This window comes from Pseudarthrobacter sulfonivorans (assembly GCF_001484605.1).
Classification (GTDB): Bacteria; Actinomycetota; Actinomycetes; order Actinomycetales; family Micrococcaceae; genus Arthrobacter; species Arthrobacter sulfonivorans_A.
Genome location: NZ_CP013747.1, coordinates 1,626,659 through 1,641,518, shown reverse-complemented (window position 1 = coordinate 1,641,518; position 14,860 = coordinate 1,626,659). Strand labels below are relative to the sequence as shown.

The 14,860-nt window shown below is 65.7% G+C and carries 14 protein-coding genes; 4 read left to right on the top strand and 10 right to left on the bottom strand.

What is annotated here, in order from left to right; translation table 11 throughout:
- Nucleotides 1–90: 90 nt before the first annotated feature.
- The 4 genes from AU252_RS07190 to AU252_RS07175 all read right to left on the bottom strand — a co-directional run bounded on the left by AU252_RS07190 (nucleotide 91) and on the right by AU252_RS07175 (nucleotide 4,884).
- A complete protein-coding gene (locus tag AU252_RS07190; RefSeq protein WP_058930130.1) occupies nucleotides 91–1,359 on the bottom strand; it encodes an IS110 family transposase in 1,269 nt (422 codons plus the stop codon).
- A 339-nt stretch (nucleotides 1,360–1,698) separates the two neighbouring features.
- On the bottom strand, nucleotides 1,699–2,700 hold the full coding sequence (locus tag AU252_RS07185; protein ID WP_058932804.1) for a TAXI family TRAP transporter solute-binding subunit: 1,002 nt from the start codon (nucleotides 2,698–2,700) through the stop codon (nucleotides 1,699–1,701).
- A gap of 34 nt (nucleotides 2,701–2,734) precedes the next feature.
- Nucleotides 2,735–4,219, bottom strand: coding sequence for a sensor histidine kinase (locus AU252_RS07180; protein WP_083510304.1), 1,485 nt, complete (start codon nucleotides 4,217–4,219; stop codon nucleotides 2,735–2,737).
- A complete protein-coding gene (locus tag AU252_RS07175; protein WP_058930129.1) occupies nucleotides 4,216–4,884 on the bottom strand; it encodes a response regulator transcription factor in 669 nt (222 codons plus the stop codon). Before AU252_RS07175 ends, AU252_RS07180 begins: the two co-directional genes overlap by 4 nt.
- A 260-nt stretch (nucleotides 4,885–5,144) precedes the next feature.
- Here AU252_RS07175 and AU252_RS07170 point away from each other — a divergent pair, with 260 nt between their 5' ends.
- Nucleotides 5,145–6,539, top strand: a complete 1,395-nt coding sequence (locus tag AU252_RS07170) for an MFS transporter (protein WP_058930128.1) — start codon at nucleotides 5,145–5,147, stop codon at nucleotides 6,537–6,539.
- Nucleotides 6,540–6,842: 303 nt separating this feature from the next.
- Complete coding sequence (locus AU252_RS07165; RefSeq protein WP_240484340.1) at nucleotides 6,843–8,153, top strand: serpin family protein; 1,311 nt, start codon at nucleotides 6,843–6,845, stop codon at nucleotides 8,151–8,153.
- Between the two features lie 26 nt (nucleotides 8,154–8,179).
- On the opposite strand, the gene AU252_RS07160 is transcribed toward AU252_RS07165, so the two are convergent.
- Nucleotides 8,180–8,497: a hypothetical protein gene (locus tag AU252_RS07160; RefSeq protein ID WP_058930127.1), complete on the bottom strand. Its 318-nt coding sequence runs from the start codon at nucleotides 8,495–8,497 to the stop codon at nucleotides 8,180–8,182.
- A 98-nt stretch (nucleotides 8,498–8,595) separates the two neighbouring features.
- Between AU252_RS07160 and AU252_RS07155 the strand changes: the two genes are divergently transcribed.
- Nucleotides 8,596–9,219 (top strand): TetR/AcrR family transcriptional regulator, encoded by a 624-nt coding sequence (locus tag AU252_RS07155; protein WP_058930126.1) that lies wholly within the window; start codon nucleotides 8,596–8,598, stop codon nucleotides 9,217–9,219.
- Here AU252_RS07155 and AU252_RS07150 read toward each other — a convergent pair.
- On the bottom strand, nucleotides 9,216–10,115 hold the full coding sequence (locus tag AU252_RS07150; protein WP_058930125.1) for a hydroxymethylpyrimidine/phosphomethylpyrimidine kinase: 900 nt from the start codon (nucleotides 10,113–10,115) through the stop codon (nucleotides 9,216–9,218). The two genes, AU252_RS07155 and AU252_RS07150, sit on opposite strands and share 4 nt — an antisense overlap.
- A 138-nt stretch (nucleotides 10,116–10,253) precedes the next feature.
- Here AU252_RS07150 and AU252_RS07145 point away from each other — a divergent pair, with 138 nt between their 5' ends.
- The gene (locus AU252_RS07145) at nucleotides 10,254–10,970 is read left to right on the top strand and encodes a queuosine precursor transporter (RefSeq protein WP_058930124.1); all 717 of its coding nucleotides are present in this window, start codon (nucleotides 10,254–10,256) and stop codon (nucleotides 10,968–10,970) included.
- A 22-nt stretch (nucleotides 10,971–10,992) separates the two neighbouring features.
- Here AU252_RS07145 and tgt read toward each other — a convergent pair whose 3' ends face one another.
- From tgt to AU252_RS07125, 4 genes are all read right to left on the bottom strand, one after another.
- A complete protein-coding gene (gene tgt, locus AU252_RS07140) occupies nucleotides 10,993–12,339 on the bottom strand; it encodes a tRNA guanosine(34) transglycosylase Tgt (protein WP_058930123.1) in 1,347 nt (448 codons plus the stop codon).
- 33 nt (nucleotides 12,340–12,372) lie between these two features.
- A complete protein-coding gene (locus AU252_RS07135) occupies nucleotides 12,373–13,098 on the bottom strand; it encodes a hypothetical protein (protein ID WP_058930122.1) in 726 nt (241 codons plus the stop codon).
- Between the two features lie 61 nt (nucleotides 13,099–13,159).
- A complete protein-coding gene (locus tag AU252_RS07130; RefSeq protein ID WP_058930121.1) occupies nucleotides 13,160–14,212 on the bottom strand; it encodes a DUF6707 family protein in 1,053 nt (350 codons plus the stop codon).
- Nucleotides 14,213–14,298: 86 nt separating this feature from the next.
- A complete protein-coding gene (locus AU252_RS07125; protein WP_058930120.1) occupies nucleotides 14,299–14,838 on the bottom strand; it encodes an NUDIX hydrolase family protein in 540 nt (179 codons plus the stop codon).
- Nucleotides 14,839–14,860: the final 22 nt, after the last annotated feature.

Here is a 14,860-nt window from a genome sequence, read left to right as displayed (position 1 = left end):
TGGAGGGGACGTGACCGCGGTCGGTGCGCACTGTGGTGCACTCCGTCGTGGTCTGGCGGGTGTTGGTGTTGGTATGAAGACGGGGTAGGGTCAGGCTGCGGGTGCGAGGGTGACGGTGTAGCCGAGGGCTTCGAGCTGGCGGATGTGGCCTCGTTTTCTGCTCTCGGGGTCGGTGCGGCGGCTGAAGTAGTCGGGGCCGAGGTCGTTGAACCGGGCGTCCGGGTCTTGGAGCAGGTGCCAGATGATCACGAGGATGGAACGTCCGGTGGCGACGATAGCGCGTTTCTTGCCCCGCCGCCGCGCGATCCTCTGGTGGCGTTCGCCCAGAAAGGTGTGAGTTTTGCTGGCCCCGACGGCGGCCTCGCCCAGGACCCGGGCGAGATAGCGGTTGCCGTGTCCGGTCGAGCCGTTTCCCTTGGTCTTCCCCGCGGAGGAGTTGATGCCCGGGGAGAACTTCGCCCAGGAACACAGGTGCCCCGCGGTCGGGAACCGGGTCATGTCTACCCCGATTTCGGCGATAATAGCGGCAGCAGCGACGGGGCCGATGCCCGGGATCTCATCCAGGCGTTCCGCTGCCGCCGCGAAAGGGGCCAACTGCCCCTCGATCTGTTCATCGACCGCGGCGATATCGGCATCGATGCCGTCGATCCTTGCCAGCATCCGGGCCAGCAGGAAGGCGTGGTGGTCATCAAATTGGCCGGTGAAGGCCTCCTCAAGTTCGCTGATCTTCCCCCGCATCCGGGTCCGGGCCAGCTGCGCGAGCCTACTCGGGTTCCGTTCGCCGGCGATGAGCGCCGCCATCATTTCCCGCCCGGACACCCCGAAAATATCCGAAGCGACGACGGAGAGCTTGATGCACGCGTCCTCGAGGAGTTTTTCGACCCGGTTCTTCTCCGCGGTCCGGGTTCCGACCAGATCAGCGCGGTACCGGGTCAGGTCCCGCAGCCGGCGGATCGGGGCAGGCGGGACGAAACTGGGCCGCAGCATCTGCCGCTCGGCGACCTTGCACAGCCACACGGAATCGAGCACGTCCGTCTTCGGCCGGCCCGGCAGATGCTTCACGTCGCGGGCGTTGACCAGCCACGGCTCGAGCCCGTGCGCCTCCAGGAGGTAAAACACCGGCTTCCAATAGTCCGAAGTCGCCTCCATCACGACCCGCTCGATCCGGAGGTCCACGAGATGGTTGGCCAGCTCCATCAACGACCGCGTCATCGTGGAGTGCGTGGACACCTCCTGCAACCGTTTCCTCCGGTCCCCTTCCGCGGGGACCCGGACACAACACACGAGTTCGGCCTTGCCAATGTCGATCGCGGCGACTCTGGCAATGATCTGATCCTCATCCTGGGTTTCAGCCAGCATGGCTACTGCTCATCTCCTCACAGAGCGGAACTTCTGATTATCGAAGCGGCCGCCCGCGGGGATCACCGGGAAAAATCGGAATCTAGTCCTCGTTCTCGGTAAAAGGAAACAGTGAAGGGCCCACGGCGTGATCCCCGGCGCCCGGCTTAATGACGGACTGAAAGAACCATAGTGACTACGGCGTCGGCAGGCGACCACAGGCACATTTTCAGCCCGGAACGGGCGCCCCGCAAGGGGCATACAGGCTTAATGCGGGTTTTTCCCTGACGTTCGCTCACTTTCTTGGAGAAAGTGAGAGAGCGTTCCCGTATTTTCTGCAGCAAGTGAAAGAGCGTTTCCTTACCCGTGGAGTTCCCGGTACGCGGCAGCGGCGCCGGGGTGCAGGGGCAAACCGGCGGTGTTGATCAAGGATTCGGGGCTCAGGAACTGGACCCCCAGGCTGGAACGCGGAATCAGTTCCTCGGCGTGGCCCACCAGCAGTTCGACGGTCCGCTTAACCGTTCGGTCATCAAGATCGCTCCGGCACAGCAGCAGGTTCGCCACTCCCACGGTCCACACGGACGGAATGCCCGCGTAGGCGCCCGCCGGGATCAGCACCCGGTCGTAGAAGACGCCGTATTTGGCCCGCAGTGCCGGCAGCAGCGGCGACAGATCCAGGAAACCCAGCCCGACGTCGTCGTTCGCGGCGGCAATGGCGGCGGTAGGCACGCCACCTGACCAAAACAGCGCGTCCACCGTTCCGTCCCGCAGTGCCGCGAGGCCCTCGTTGAGGCCGAGGCTCAGCACCGTGACGCCGCCGGCGGTGCCCGCAGTGCTGCTCAGTCCGGCAGCCTCAAGCAGCCGCGGAGTGGTCAGCGACGTCCCCGAGCCGGGCTCGCCGACAGCCACGGTGCGGCCGGCAAGCCCGCTAATGTCCCGGATTTCGCTGTTGTGCCGGATGACGCAGTGGACGTAGTTCTCGTACACCTTTCCGACGGCGGAGAGTCCGACGGCGGGCGGCTCACCCGCCGCTGTGCTTTGGGCAGCCGAATCCGCGAGCGCGACGGCGAACGTGGCTTTGCCGGTCAGCAGATGTTCGAGGTTGTCCAGGCTGCCGCCGGTAGTCAGGGCCGTGGCTTGGCCGGCAACGCCGTGACGCTGGAGGGACGCCGCCAGCAGCTCGGCGAACTCGAGGTAGAAGCCTCCGGGCTCGCCGCCGGCCACAGTGACGGTGCCCGGGCGGTCAGTGGGCGTGCACGCGCTGAGGGCCGGCAGGAGCAGTCCGGACAACCCGGCCGCGACGCCGGCCTTGAGGACGGTCCGCCGCGGGGGACAAGGGAGCACCTCAGGCCGCGGGGGCAGGGCCCGCGCTCCGGTCAGGCGCCCCCCGGTCAGGTCACCCACGCGGTGCCGCCTGCTCCGGCCCGGCCTGCTCCGGCCCGGCCTGCTCCGGCCCGGCAAAAAGCCCAGGCACATCCGCGGCGCGAGGAAACTCGATGCGCGCGATCAGGCCATGCGGCGAGGCCTCTGCAAGCACGAGCTGGCCACCGTTGGCGGCTGCCAGCTTGTCCACGATGGTCATGCCCAGCCCGGTGCCGGGGATCTTCCGGTGCGCCGGGGACCGCCAGAAGCGGCTGGTGGCCGCTGTCCGTTCGTCGGCGGAAAGCCCGGGGCCGTCGTCGGACACTTCGATGGAAACCGTTCCTTGGCGCTCGCGGGCGGCAACCGAGATGTGGGCGTCGGGAGCGTATTTGATGGCGTTGTTCAGAAGTTCGCCGACCATCTGGGCCAGCTCTGCGGCGCTGCACGCGATGTGCACGGCGGGGGCCGGCGGATCTGCCAGCAGGATCGATGCTCCGCCGCGCTGGGCGGCGGGGCCCGCCCGTTCGGTTTCTTCCTGCAGGACCGGGTAGGGATCAAGCGGAGCTTGAACGTCACGCGACGGGGTTCTCAGCGGGCCCCGGGCGGAGTCCTCGGACGCCCGGTGCTCGGCGGCCGCCAGCCGAAGCACCCCGTCGAGGATCTCCTCGACACGTTCGAGCTCGGCCAGCACCCCTGCCGCGGCGTCGTGTTCCCGGGCGGTCTTCAGTTCCAGCTGCAGCAGATCGATCCTGAGCCGCAGGGCGCCCACGGGATTGCGCAGTTCGTGCGACGTGTCAGCTATCAGTTGCCGCTGGGAGTCGAGGCTGTGGCTAACGGTCTGCGCCATGGTGGTGAATGAACGGCTCAGTTCCCGAAGTTCCGGGGGCCCGGCCTCGGGAAGCTGACCGGTCCGGCCTGTTGCCTCAAGCTCCGTGACGGCGGCGTTCAGCCGATGTACGGGGCGCAGCACCCACTCGGTCACGCGGGCCGCACCCAGCAGAAGCACCGCAGCCAGCGCCGCCCCCGCCAATGCGACGATGAGCCACCGCCCCCGCAGTTTCTGCCGGGCGGCGTCCAGGTTGACCTCGAGGACGGCCTCACCCAGGACCTGGCTCGCGCTGCCGAAGGAGCGGGAGATCACCTCAGAGGAAGGCCCGAACGGCTGCAGCGGGCTGAGCGTGGTGTCGCTGAGGTTCAGGTTCGCCCTGGCCACGGCGTCCCGGACGTCGGGCCGGTCCTCGCTCAGGCCGCCGGATCGCAGGGTGCCCTGCTGGAGGCGGATCAGGACTCCTTCGCCGTAGAGCTCGGAATACCGGTCCATCTCCGTCTGCAATTGAGCGGTCTCGCCGACGGAAGCTGCGTCGAACGCCACCTGTGCCAGGCGGTTGAGCGACGCGGCACGGTTGATCTGGAGTTCCTGGGTTAGTTCGCGGCTGGCCGAGGTCAGGATGGCGTTGGACGTGATGATGACGATAAGTACCGCCAGGACACTCAGGATGCCCAAGACGCGCAGTTTCACGCCGGGTCCGCCTCCACCCGGTAGCCGACGCCGCGGACGTTGATGATGAAGCCCGGCAACTGGAGCTTGGCCCGCAGCCCCGTCAGGTGCACGTCAAGGGACCGGGACGAGGCCACGAAGGCGTCGCCCCACAGCGCGTCCAGGATCTGTTCACGGGTGACCACCGAACCGGCGTGGCTGGCCAACAGTGCCAGCAGGTCAAATTCGGTGGCCGTCAGCGGGAGCACCTCGGAACGGAGGGCCGCCACGCGCCGCTCGAGGTCGATCTCAAGATCACCCAGCACCACACTCTGCTGCCGCGTGCCGCGATAGCGCCCGGCACGCCGGGTGACGGCTTCGATGCGGGCAAGAAGTTCCACGAGCTTCACTGGCTTGACGAGGTAGTCGTCCGCTCCGGACCGCAGGCCGAGCACCACGCTGCGTTCGTCGTCGCGCGCGGTCAGAATCAGGATGGGCACCGGCGTGACCTGGCGCAGATTCCGCAGCACCTCCAGGCCGTCCATATCGGGAAGGCCGAGGTCCAGCAGGATCACTTCGAACTTCCGGTGGACCAGCAGGGCGTCGGCTCCGCGGGCAACCCGGGTGGGGTTGTGCCCCGCGGTCGCGACGGCGGCGGCGAGGGCGGACGCCATGGCGTCGTCGTCCTCGACGATGAGCAACTCCATGGCCTGGTTCCCTTATTCGCTGAGCGGGCAAGGTCAATCTGCCCGCTTTGGAGATTACCCCTTCTCCCGGCGAAACCTAAGGAAGTGTTAGGAAATGCCCTCCCACGTTGGATGTGCCTTGCATCACGCATAACTTGGATGAGGCCCTCGGCGTTTGAGGGGGACCGTCAACGTCGAGGAGGAACCATGGGCAACGTAGCCATGGACAGCACGAAACAACGCCATGAATTTCTGGCGCCGCAGCCAAGGAAGGTTCAGCGATGAGCACCCAGCAGGCCGAAGTCCAGAGCGAAGCAGCACAGACCCGCCGGGCCGTGAGCAACATTCTCAAAGGCTCTGCCGGCAACCTCGTGGAGTGGTACGACCTCTACGTTTACACAGTTTTCGCGGCCTATTTCCAGTCGCACTTCTTCAATTCCCAGGACGACCTGCAGGCCGGACTCGAGGCGATGGCCGTCTTCTCGACGTCGTTCCTGATGCGCCCGGTCGGCGCCTGGTTCTTCGGCCGCTATGCGGACCGCAAGGGGCGCAAGGCCGCGCTGACGCTCAGCGTGACGATCATGTCCGCCGGTTCCTTCGCCATCGCCATCCTGCCGACGACGCAGCAGATCGGTGTCTGGGCGCTGATTCTGCTGATCCTTGTGCGGCTGGTCCAGGGCTTCTCCGTGGGCGGCGAATACGGCACCAGCGCCACGTACATGTCCGAGGCCGCCACGTCCAAACGACGCGGGTTCTTCTCCAGCTTCCAGTACGTCACCCTGATCGGGGGCCAGATGCTGGCCCTGCTGGTTCTCGTCATCCTGCAGAACACCATGGACAAGGGCGCCCTGACCGAGTGGGGCTGGCGTATCCCGTTCGCGATCGGTGGCGTGGCCGCGCTCGTGGTCCTGTGGCTGCGGCGCTCGATGGAAGAAACCGTGTCCGCCGAGCAGGTCGAGGCCGCCAAGGTTCCGGCCGTGGCCGGCGTTGCGCAGCCCGGCACCATGAAGCTGCTGTTCACCCAGCACTGGAAGCCGCTGCTGATCTGCATCGGCGTCACCCTCGGCGGCACCGTGGCGTTCTACACCTACACCAACTTCATCCTGAAGTTCATGAACGATACCTCCGGGATCGCCAAGACCGACACCTCCGTGATCAACTTCTGGGCGCTGTTCATCTTCATGCTTCTCCAGCCGGTCTACGGGATCATCTCGGACAAGGTCGGGCGCAGGCCGCTACTGCTCTGGTTCGGCATCACGGGTGTGTTGTTCACCTGGCCGCTGCTGTCCACCCTGGCCGGCACCAAGGATCCGTTCACCGCGTTCCTGCTGATGCTGGGCGGCCTGCTCATTGTCGGCGGCTACACCTCCATCAACGCCCTCGTGAAGGCCGAACTGTTCCCCGCCTCCATCCGTGCCCTCGGTGTGGGCCTTGGTTACGCGATCGCCAACTCGCTCTTCGGCGGCACGGTCCCGCTGCTTGGTGCGGCCTTCCAGAAGGCCGAGCGCGTGGACCTGTTCTTCACCTACGTCACCGTGGCCATTGCCATCTCGCTGGTGGTCTACATCTTCGCCCTGAAGAACAAGAAGGCCACCCACCTGGACCGCGAACAGGGCGATGCCTGGAACCGCCCGGCCAAGGACGACGACAAGGACAAGGACCTCATCAACGCCTAGCGCTGTGGGCAGCTCCAGTGAGCGGACGACGGCGGGTGGCCACCCGCCGTCGTACGCCCACCACCCGCATCGCCCCCGCACCCCGGACGCTCTCTCAGATAATGCGGCAAATCCCGGGGCGCTCTCTCACTTTCTTGAGGAAGGTGAGAGAGCGTCCCGGGTTTTCTTGCGTTAAGTGAGAGAGCGTTTGGATGAGACCAAAATGAGTGCAAAGCGTGACCGTTCAGGCATCGTCTCGCGCCGCCGTCGCTGGTTCACTGGGAGCAGGCGGATTCCCGCCCTTGTGTGCCGGGGGAGGCGACAGTGGTGTTTCGTTTTCAGCGGGCGGTGGCCTTGGGTGCGGTGCTGGGACTGGCGGCATGTGCGGCCCCGGCCCCCGCACCGCCGGAGTTGGTCAAGGCCGACGGCGTGGAGCGGGTTTCGGTGGACCGCGCGGCTTATTCCGCTGAACTGCGCTCCTTCCGGGCTTCCGCCCTGGGCCTCGGCGAGGCTCTGCTGGCGGACGGCGGCGACGGCGCCAACGGGAACGTCGTGTCCTCGCCCGGGAGCCTGCTGATTGCCCTCGCGATGCTTCGCTCCGGCGCGTCGGGCGAGACCGCGGCGGAGATGGACAGCGTCCTGGGACTCCCCGCAGAGAATCGCGACGAGGCAATGAACGCGGTCCTCAGTTCGCTGGAGAAGTTCGACGGCGACCCAGGCGCAGTGGATGAGGACAACCCGCCGCGGAAACCGGTCATGCACGCCGCCAACGGGTTGTTCGTGGACAAGGGTGTGCCCACCGGCGAGTCCTTCCTGGACACTCTGGCCCGGCACTACGGAACCGGTGTGTATCCCGTGGACTTTAGCGATGAGGGTGCAACGAAGCCCGCCATCGATGCCTGGGTCAACAGGAACACGGGTGGCCGGATCAAGGAAGCCCCGGCAGAGTACGATCCCAGGAACACCTTCAGCCTCCTCAATTCCCTGTATTTTGCCTCCGCCTGGAGCGCGCCGTTTGACCCGAATGCCACCTCGGACCTGCCGTTCACCACAGCCGCCGGTGAGGAAATCGACGCGCCTGCCATGCACAACGAGCTCAAGATGAAGTACGCGGAAGGCGCAGGTTGGCAGGGCGTGGACCTGCCCTACGCCGACGGTTTTGTTATGCGGTTGGTCCTGCCGGCGGCCGGAGCCGACGCGGACGCCGCCGCCGGGTCCCGTCCCGCCTCCGCGGCCTTCGGTGCGAAAAAGCTCAGGGAAGTCGCGGACGCCTTTGATGCTGCAACGCTGGAGACGGTGCAGATCCAGCTGCCCCGCTGGGACCACAAGTCCAGTTTCGACCTGCGGAAGGTGTTTGCGTCATTGGGGCTCCAGAAGACGCTCGACACCACCGAGGACTTCAACAACATCCAGTCCGGGATGATGATCACCCAGGCCGCACAGGCCGCCAACATCACGGTGGCCGAAAAGGGCACGATTGCCGCCGCGGTGACCCAGATCAACGGAGCTGTCACCAGCGCTCCGCCGCCGCCCGAGCGGGTCATTAGCTTCGACCGGCCGTTCCACTACCAGATCGTGCATGTGGAAACGGGCCTGCCGCTGTTTATGGGGAAGGTCGCCGACCCGCGCTCGTGACCGTGGGTTCCCCGGACTGAGACTAACTACCGGGTCTTGCGGGAATTGCGGCGGCGCAGCAGGGCGCCGTAGCCGGCAAAAAGCCGCGGCAGGACGACGTAGACGGCAACCGGAACCACCACGAGTGTCAGGACCAGGGCACGGAGCACCAGGTGCCAGCCCTCGGTCAGGGGTGCCACCACCATCATGCCCACGGTCACCAGCGGAAAGATGGCCAGCCACGTGATGACGGCGCGGACGTGGATGGACGGCACGGGCGGCACCGGTCCGTGAGAAGTGACCGGAGCCTGAGTAGGGGCGGCTGGCACGGAAGCAGTTGTTGTGGGGCTGAGGGTGCTATTCATGGCTAACTCCAACTAGTTAGTTGCTTTTGATAAAAGCGAGACTAGTACGGGGTCCACAAAAGTGCAACTACCTAGTTGGAAACGGGTAGAATGGCGACATGGCCTGGAATACTGAGCGCACGAAAGCACTGCTGCTGACTGCCGCCACCGAGGAGTTCAGTGAGAAGGGCCTTGCGGGGGCCCGGGTGGACCGCATTGCGGCCGCAGCGGGTGTGAACAAGGAACGCATCTACCAGTACTTCGGCAAGAAGGATGATCTGTTCGACGCCGTCCTGGCCGCTGAACTGGTGCGTGTGATGTCCGAGGTCCCCATCGAGGGGCATGGCGCGGCGTCCATCGGAGAGTACGCCGGCAGGCTTTTTGACCGTCACACAAAAGGCGGTGCCCTGGCCCGGCTGCTGTTCTGGGAAGGCCTGGAGCGCGGGAGAAACACCGTGGACCGGGCAACACGTGCTGACCACTGCGCTGCAAAAGTGGACCAGATCCAGAAGGTTCTGCCCGGAATCGACCGCACGGATGCCGCCGACCTGGTCCTCACCATCGTGACCCTGTGCGACGGCTGGACGGTGCTGCCCCAGATCGACGCACTTTTGGCGGGCTCCGCTCCGGACCGCGCCGACCGCCGTCGGGCCTTCATTGTGCGGACGGCGACTCTGGTAGCCGACGACTTGCTTGCAGAGGCCCGGCTGGAAAAGGCGCCGCTGGAAGACTCAAGAAGCTAGCGCGGGCCACCCTGCCAGAGGGCGTCGAACGGCGCGCCGGAGGCCACGCGGTTGCGGATGCCCGCGGTGACAAAGTCCTTGGCGGCCCGGGCAGCCTCCAGTGGCGTGGCGCCCTTGGCCAGCTCGGCCGTCACCGCCGCGGCGAGGGAGCAGCCGGCACCGGACACGGCCACCTCGCCCACCTTGGGAGAGCTGAGGACTTCGAGGGTCTCGCCGTCGTAGTAAACGTCGATGGCGTCCGGGCCTGCCAGCCGCACGCCGCCCTTGGCCAGCACCGCGGCGCCGCTGAGCTCGTGGATGCGGACTGCTGCGGCTTTCAGGGATTCGACGTCGGTGATCGCCAGGCCGGACAGCGACTCCGCCTCGAAGTGGTTGGGCGTGACGAATGTGGCCAGCGGCAGGATCTGCGCCTTCAGGGCCTGGTCCGTGTCCAGTGCGTGGCCCGGCTCCTGGCCCTTGCAGATCAGCACCGGATCCAGCACGACGTTGCGGAACCGGCCCGTTTCCAGCGCCGCGGCGACCGTGCTGATGGTGGCCGGGCTGCCCAGCATGCCGATTTTCACGGTGTCCAGGACCGGCCGGCCTGGAGCCGAAGGCTCGCCCGAAGCACTCTCGGAGGCGGTGACCCCTGACGCCGGACCGTAGGCCGCCGTCGTGGCTTCCAACTGGTCCGCAATGACCTGCTGGTCCACGGGCACAAAGCGGTGCTTCCAGTTGTCGCTCGGATCGAAGGACACGATGCAGGTCAGGTTGGCAATGCCAAACACGCCCAGTTCCTGGAAGGTCTTCAGGTCGGCCTGGGCCCCGGCGCCACCTGTGGCTTCGGATCCCGCGATGGTCAGGACGACGGCGGGAGCGGACACGGGGGACTGGAGGGCAGCTGAAGCTAAAGTCATGGCACTATCCTGCCATCCGGCGTCGGGCCCTATTGTTCAGTGGGAGAATGTCGTGACAGTGCTAATACAGCCGGCGTCCAGCGCAACTTTGATTGCGGGATCGGTACGCCGAGCGAACCACTACGAATGGAATCTCCCATGCCTTCCCCCTCAGGCCCTGACGCCCTGCCCGTCGCCAATTCCGCCCGGACGGCGCCGAAATTCGCATCAATCGGCTCGCCGTACTTCGGCATCATGCTGGCGTTTATGGCCGTGGTGCTGATCCTGTCCAACATCGGGGCGTCCAAGGGCGTCGCGATCGGACCGATCATCACCGACGGCGGCTTTTTCCTCTTCCCGCTCGCCTACATCCTGGGCGATGTGATCAGCGAGGTCTACGGTTTCAAGGTGGCGCGCAAAGCCATTGTCACCACCTTCGCCTTGTCCGTCTTCGCCTCTGTTTGCTACTGGGTGATCATCGCCCTGCCCGGCTTTGATGACGAGTTCGGCACGTCAAAGCAGGCCGCCCTTGAGGGGGCCCTTGGTCCGGTGCCGCAGATTGTGCTGGCCTCGCTGTTGGCATTCCTGGCCGGCCAGACCATCAACTCGTGGATCCTGGTGAAGATGAAGGCCCGCTCCGGGGAGAAGTCACTCTGGGCGCGGCTGATGGGTTCCTCAGGCGCGGGCGAGTTCGTGGACACCCTGATTTTCTGCAGCATCGCCGCCTCTGTCATCGGCATCACGGACTTCGGCATGTTCCTGAACTACGTGGTGGTGGGCTTTGTTTACAAGACACTCGTGGAGTTCCTGTTTGTGCCGGTGACGTCCCTGGTGATCGGCTGGATCAAGAAGCGCGAAACAAGCTACGGGGTCTAGGCGGCCTCCCCCGGGCCGGCGCTTAGCGGTAGTACTGCGCCAGAGTCTCGGCCTTGAACTCGAAAAAGGTCCCGGCTTCGATGGCCAGCCGGGCATCGTCCACCATCTTCACTACGAAGCGCTCGTTGTGGATGGAGATCAGGGTGGCGGAGAGCATTTCCTTGGCCTTGAACAGGTGGTGGATGTAGGCCCGCGAGTAGTTGGCGCAGGCGTAGCAGTCGCAGCCGTCCTGGAGCGGGCCGAAGTCGCGCTTGTACTTGGCGCCGGAGAGGTTGAAGCGGCCGGCTGGCGTGTAGAACGCGGAGTTGCGGGCCACACGGGTGGGGGACACACAGTCGAAGGTGTCCGCGCCGTTCTCGATGGCTGTGAAGATATCGTCCGGCTCGGAGATGCCCAGCAGGTGCCGCGGCTTGTCCTCGGGCAGCTCCTCGTTGCACCAGCGCACAATCGTGCCCAGGTTCTCCTTCTCCAGCGCCCCGCCGATGCCGTAGCCGTCGAAGTCCATGGCGCCAAGGTCCCGGCAGGCCTTCCGGCGCAGGTCCTCATACTGGGCACCCTGGATCACGCCAAAGAGGGCCTGGTACGGCTTCCCCACCCGCTCGGCGGTCAGCCGGAAATGCTCCTCGAGGCAGCGCAGGGCCCACAGCCGCGTGCGCTCCAGTGATTCCTCCTGGTAGCCGCGGGAGTTCTGCAGCGTGGTCAGCTCGTCGAAGGCGAATATGATGTCCGCGCCGATCTGGTGCTGGACCTGCATGGAAATTTCGGGGGAGAAACGGTGGCGGTCGCCGTTGAGATGCGATTTAAACCAGACACCGTCGTCGTCAATATGTGCCAGGCGTTCCTTGCCCGGAGCCACGGCGTCGTCCGGCCCGGAAGTGTCCACCGACTTCATGTCGATGACCTTCTTGAACCCGGACCCCAGGCTCATCACCTGGAACCCGCCGGAGTCCGTGAACGTGGGCCCGGACCAGTTCATAAACGCGCCCAGCCCGCCAGCCTCGTCCAGGATGTCCGCCCCGGGCTGGAGGTACAGGTGGTAGGCGTTGGCCAGGAGCGCCTGCGCACCGAGGTCCGCCATGGATTCCGGCAGGACGGACTTCACCGTGGCCTTGGTCCCGACGGCGATGAACGCCGGGGTGCGGATCTTGCCATGCGGAGTGGTGATGGTCCCCGTGCGGCCCAGGAATTCGCCGCCGCTGGCAGATACCTGAGCAGAAGACGGCGCACAGCTGTCAGCAAGGCGGGTGCCAACGGCGAAGGAGAACTGCGACTGGTCGGCTGCAGCGGCGGAGCCGGCCGCCGCTGCTACGGGATCAGCTGAGGCGGCCGAAACGGAGACAAATGGAGCGGAGGCGGGGTTGGCTGGCACGGTTCCAGTGTGCCAGCAAACGCCGCTGATCCTTCAGTGGGCCGCTTCCGATGTGGGGTAGTTCTCAGCCCGCCAGCTGTCCCAGAGCGAATGGATGGACTCCATTTTGTGGGCACCCAGATCGAACGTCGAGGCGATCACCATGGCGCCGCCGTGGGGCCTCACACCTTCAATGACGGGCTGGTCCGCCACGATCAGCAGGCCGTCGCCGTGCTCTGCATAGCTGTGGACGGTAAGCCCCACCTGGTGGTTGCTGCGGAACCAGACCTTCCCGGTGATCTCCTCCCCTGTGGACAGCTTCAGCCCGTATGTCTCGCCCGGCACAGGCACGTCCGACAAGCCCAGCTTTTCGATGGCGGAAGCCGGCTCGCCGGGAAATTCGAAGAACATCGTATGCCGCTTGCCGTGCGGGTGGTGTTCCAGCGCGAAGCGGAGTTGCTGCAGGAACGTCAGCCAGCCTTGCGTGATGTCCTCATCCCAGGCCGCCCACTCAGAGTTGTGGTCCAGGGCTGCCCGCGTGACACTGACCAGCGTCCCGGCGGACACCGGTTTCAGGTCGAAAACGTCGCCGCCATTGGTGGTTAGGCTGGTGTGGTCCGGGGCTTCAACCACGCTGCTGCTGAAGTAGATCCCGTCAATCTCACCTGCCAGTTCATCGGCCTCCCAGCCGTGCCACTGTGCAACTTTGGCCGGTTCACGCAGCATGGTCCAGACCTGCGGCGCATCAGCATTTATCACCACGCTCAGATTGTTCGTCATAGCCCGAATCTACAACGCGGGCGCAGCCCCGGGTAGGGGGCAATTCCCCCACCCCGACGGCTTAGGCCCGGACGGCCTCGAGTTCGTTGCTGATCCGGCGCTGGAGTTCGCCGACGCCGATCGTCTCGGACCCGCCGTGTGCGCGCAGGAACAGCAGGGATTCGAGGCGAAGCAGCCGCCACTCCCGCTCGGCCTCGTGGTTGGAGTTGTCGATCGAGCGGAAGATCTCTTTGTCGTACAGGTTGGGTTCGTTCAGCGAACGCTGGCGCACTTTGGCGTTCATCCGCGCCTTAAAGGGGTCCGTTTCCTGGTTTTCCGGCAAACGCAGCAGCTTTTCATAGACTTCGGCGCGCTCCTCCTGCCGGTCCTGGCGGCAGATGAAGCTGGACACCGCCAGCGACGCCTCCACGGACGCCCAGCGGCCCGGGTTGCCGTCGAACGGGAGGACGTTGAGCAGGTCCGCCACGGTGAGCGCCCCGTCCGGATCCTTGAGCGTGATGAACAGTTCGTGGGCCAGGTCGCTGAGGTCCTTGAGGCAGCTGCCGGACTTGAAGTTGATGCCCTTGGCCAGCTTGTCCGCCAGCAGCAGCACCCCAACGGCGTCCGGGTGGGCTTCCGCGGCAGCCTCCACCACCGCTTCGGGCGTGCCCTGCGGCGCCGGAATCCGTGCCAGTTCTTCCGCGGACGGGCCGCTCATCGCGGGCGGGATGGCCGGCAGGGGAGGTACGACGACGGCGGGAGCCGCCGGGGCTATCTCCGCTTCGCCGGTGTGCTGGGGTTGTTCGGCAGGGAGTTGCGCCGCGACCGTAAGCTGCGTGACGGCGTCGGGCGTTGTGTCCTGAACGGGGATGTCCTGAACTGTGGTGTCCGGAACCGTGATGACCCGGGCTGTTGTGTCCAGGATCTTTACGGTGGAGCCGGCTGCGATGCGGAGGGTGCCGCCGCCGGTGAGGTTTGCCAGGACTACCGCAGGGGTCCCGAAATCATCCGGTTCAAACTCCACGTGCTGGATTTCGGCGGTGCGTTCACCGTCGGGGAGGAGGAGCTGATCGCCGGTGGTCAGAGATCCAGCCTGCTGTTCGCTGTAGTGCCTGGCGGCTGGGTTTTCGGTCATGGGAGTCCTTAAGTTCTCTTGCGGTCCGCCCTACAGTCTACAAAGCGGGGCGCCGGAAGTCGGGGACGCCGGGGAACCCGCGGGCGTCAGTGACCCACGCCCGCGAAGGCCAGCGCCTGGCGGACCAGGGCGCCGCGGCCGCCGCTGAATTCGAGCTGGACGTCGGCGCTGAGCACTTCCGCCGGGGTCATCCAGGTCAGTTCCAGGGCGTCCTGGCGGGGTTCGCATTCGCCGGTCACGGGGATGACATACGCCAAGGAGACGGCGTGTTGGCGGTCGTCGGTGAAGCCGGTCTGGGACGGGGCCGGGAAGTATTCGGCCACCGTGAAGGGGACCGGGCTGATGGGGAGCTGCGGAAACGCGAGCGGCCCCAGGTCCTTTTCCATATGGCGCAGGAGTGCGGCGCGGATGGTCTCGCGGTAGATCACGCGGCCCGATACCAGCGACCGGATCATGTTCCCGTCCTCGTCGGCCTGGAGCAGCGTGCCAACCTCGTTCACAAAACCCAGCGGATCCAGCCTTACCGGCACGGCCTCCACATAGATCATGGGGAGCCTCCCGCGGGCCTCAAAGAGGTCTTCTTCGGAGAGCCAGCCGGGATTGGGGTCAGGAGTGCGAACGTTCATGGTTAAGTTCTACCCCATCGGA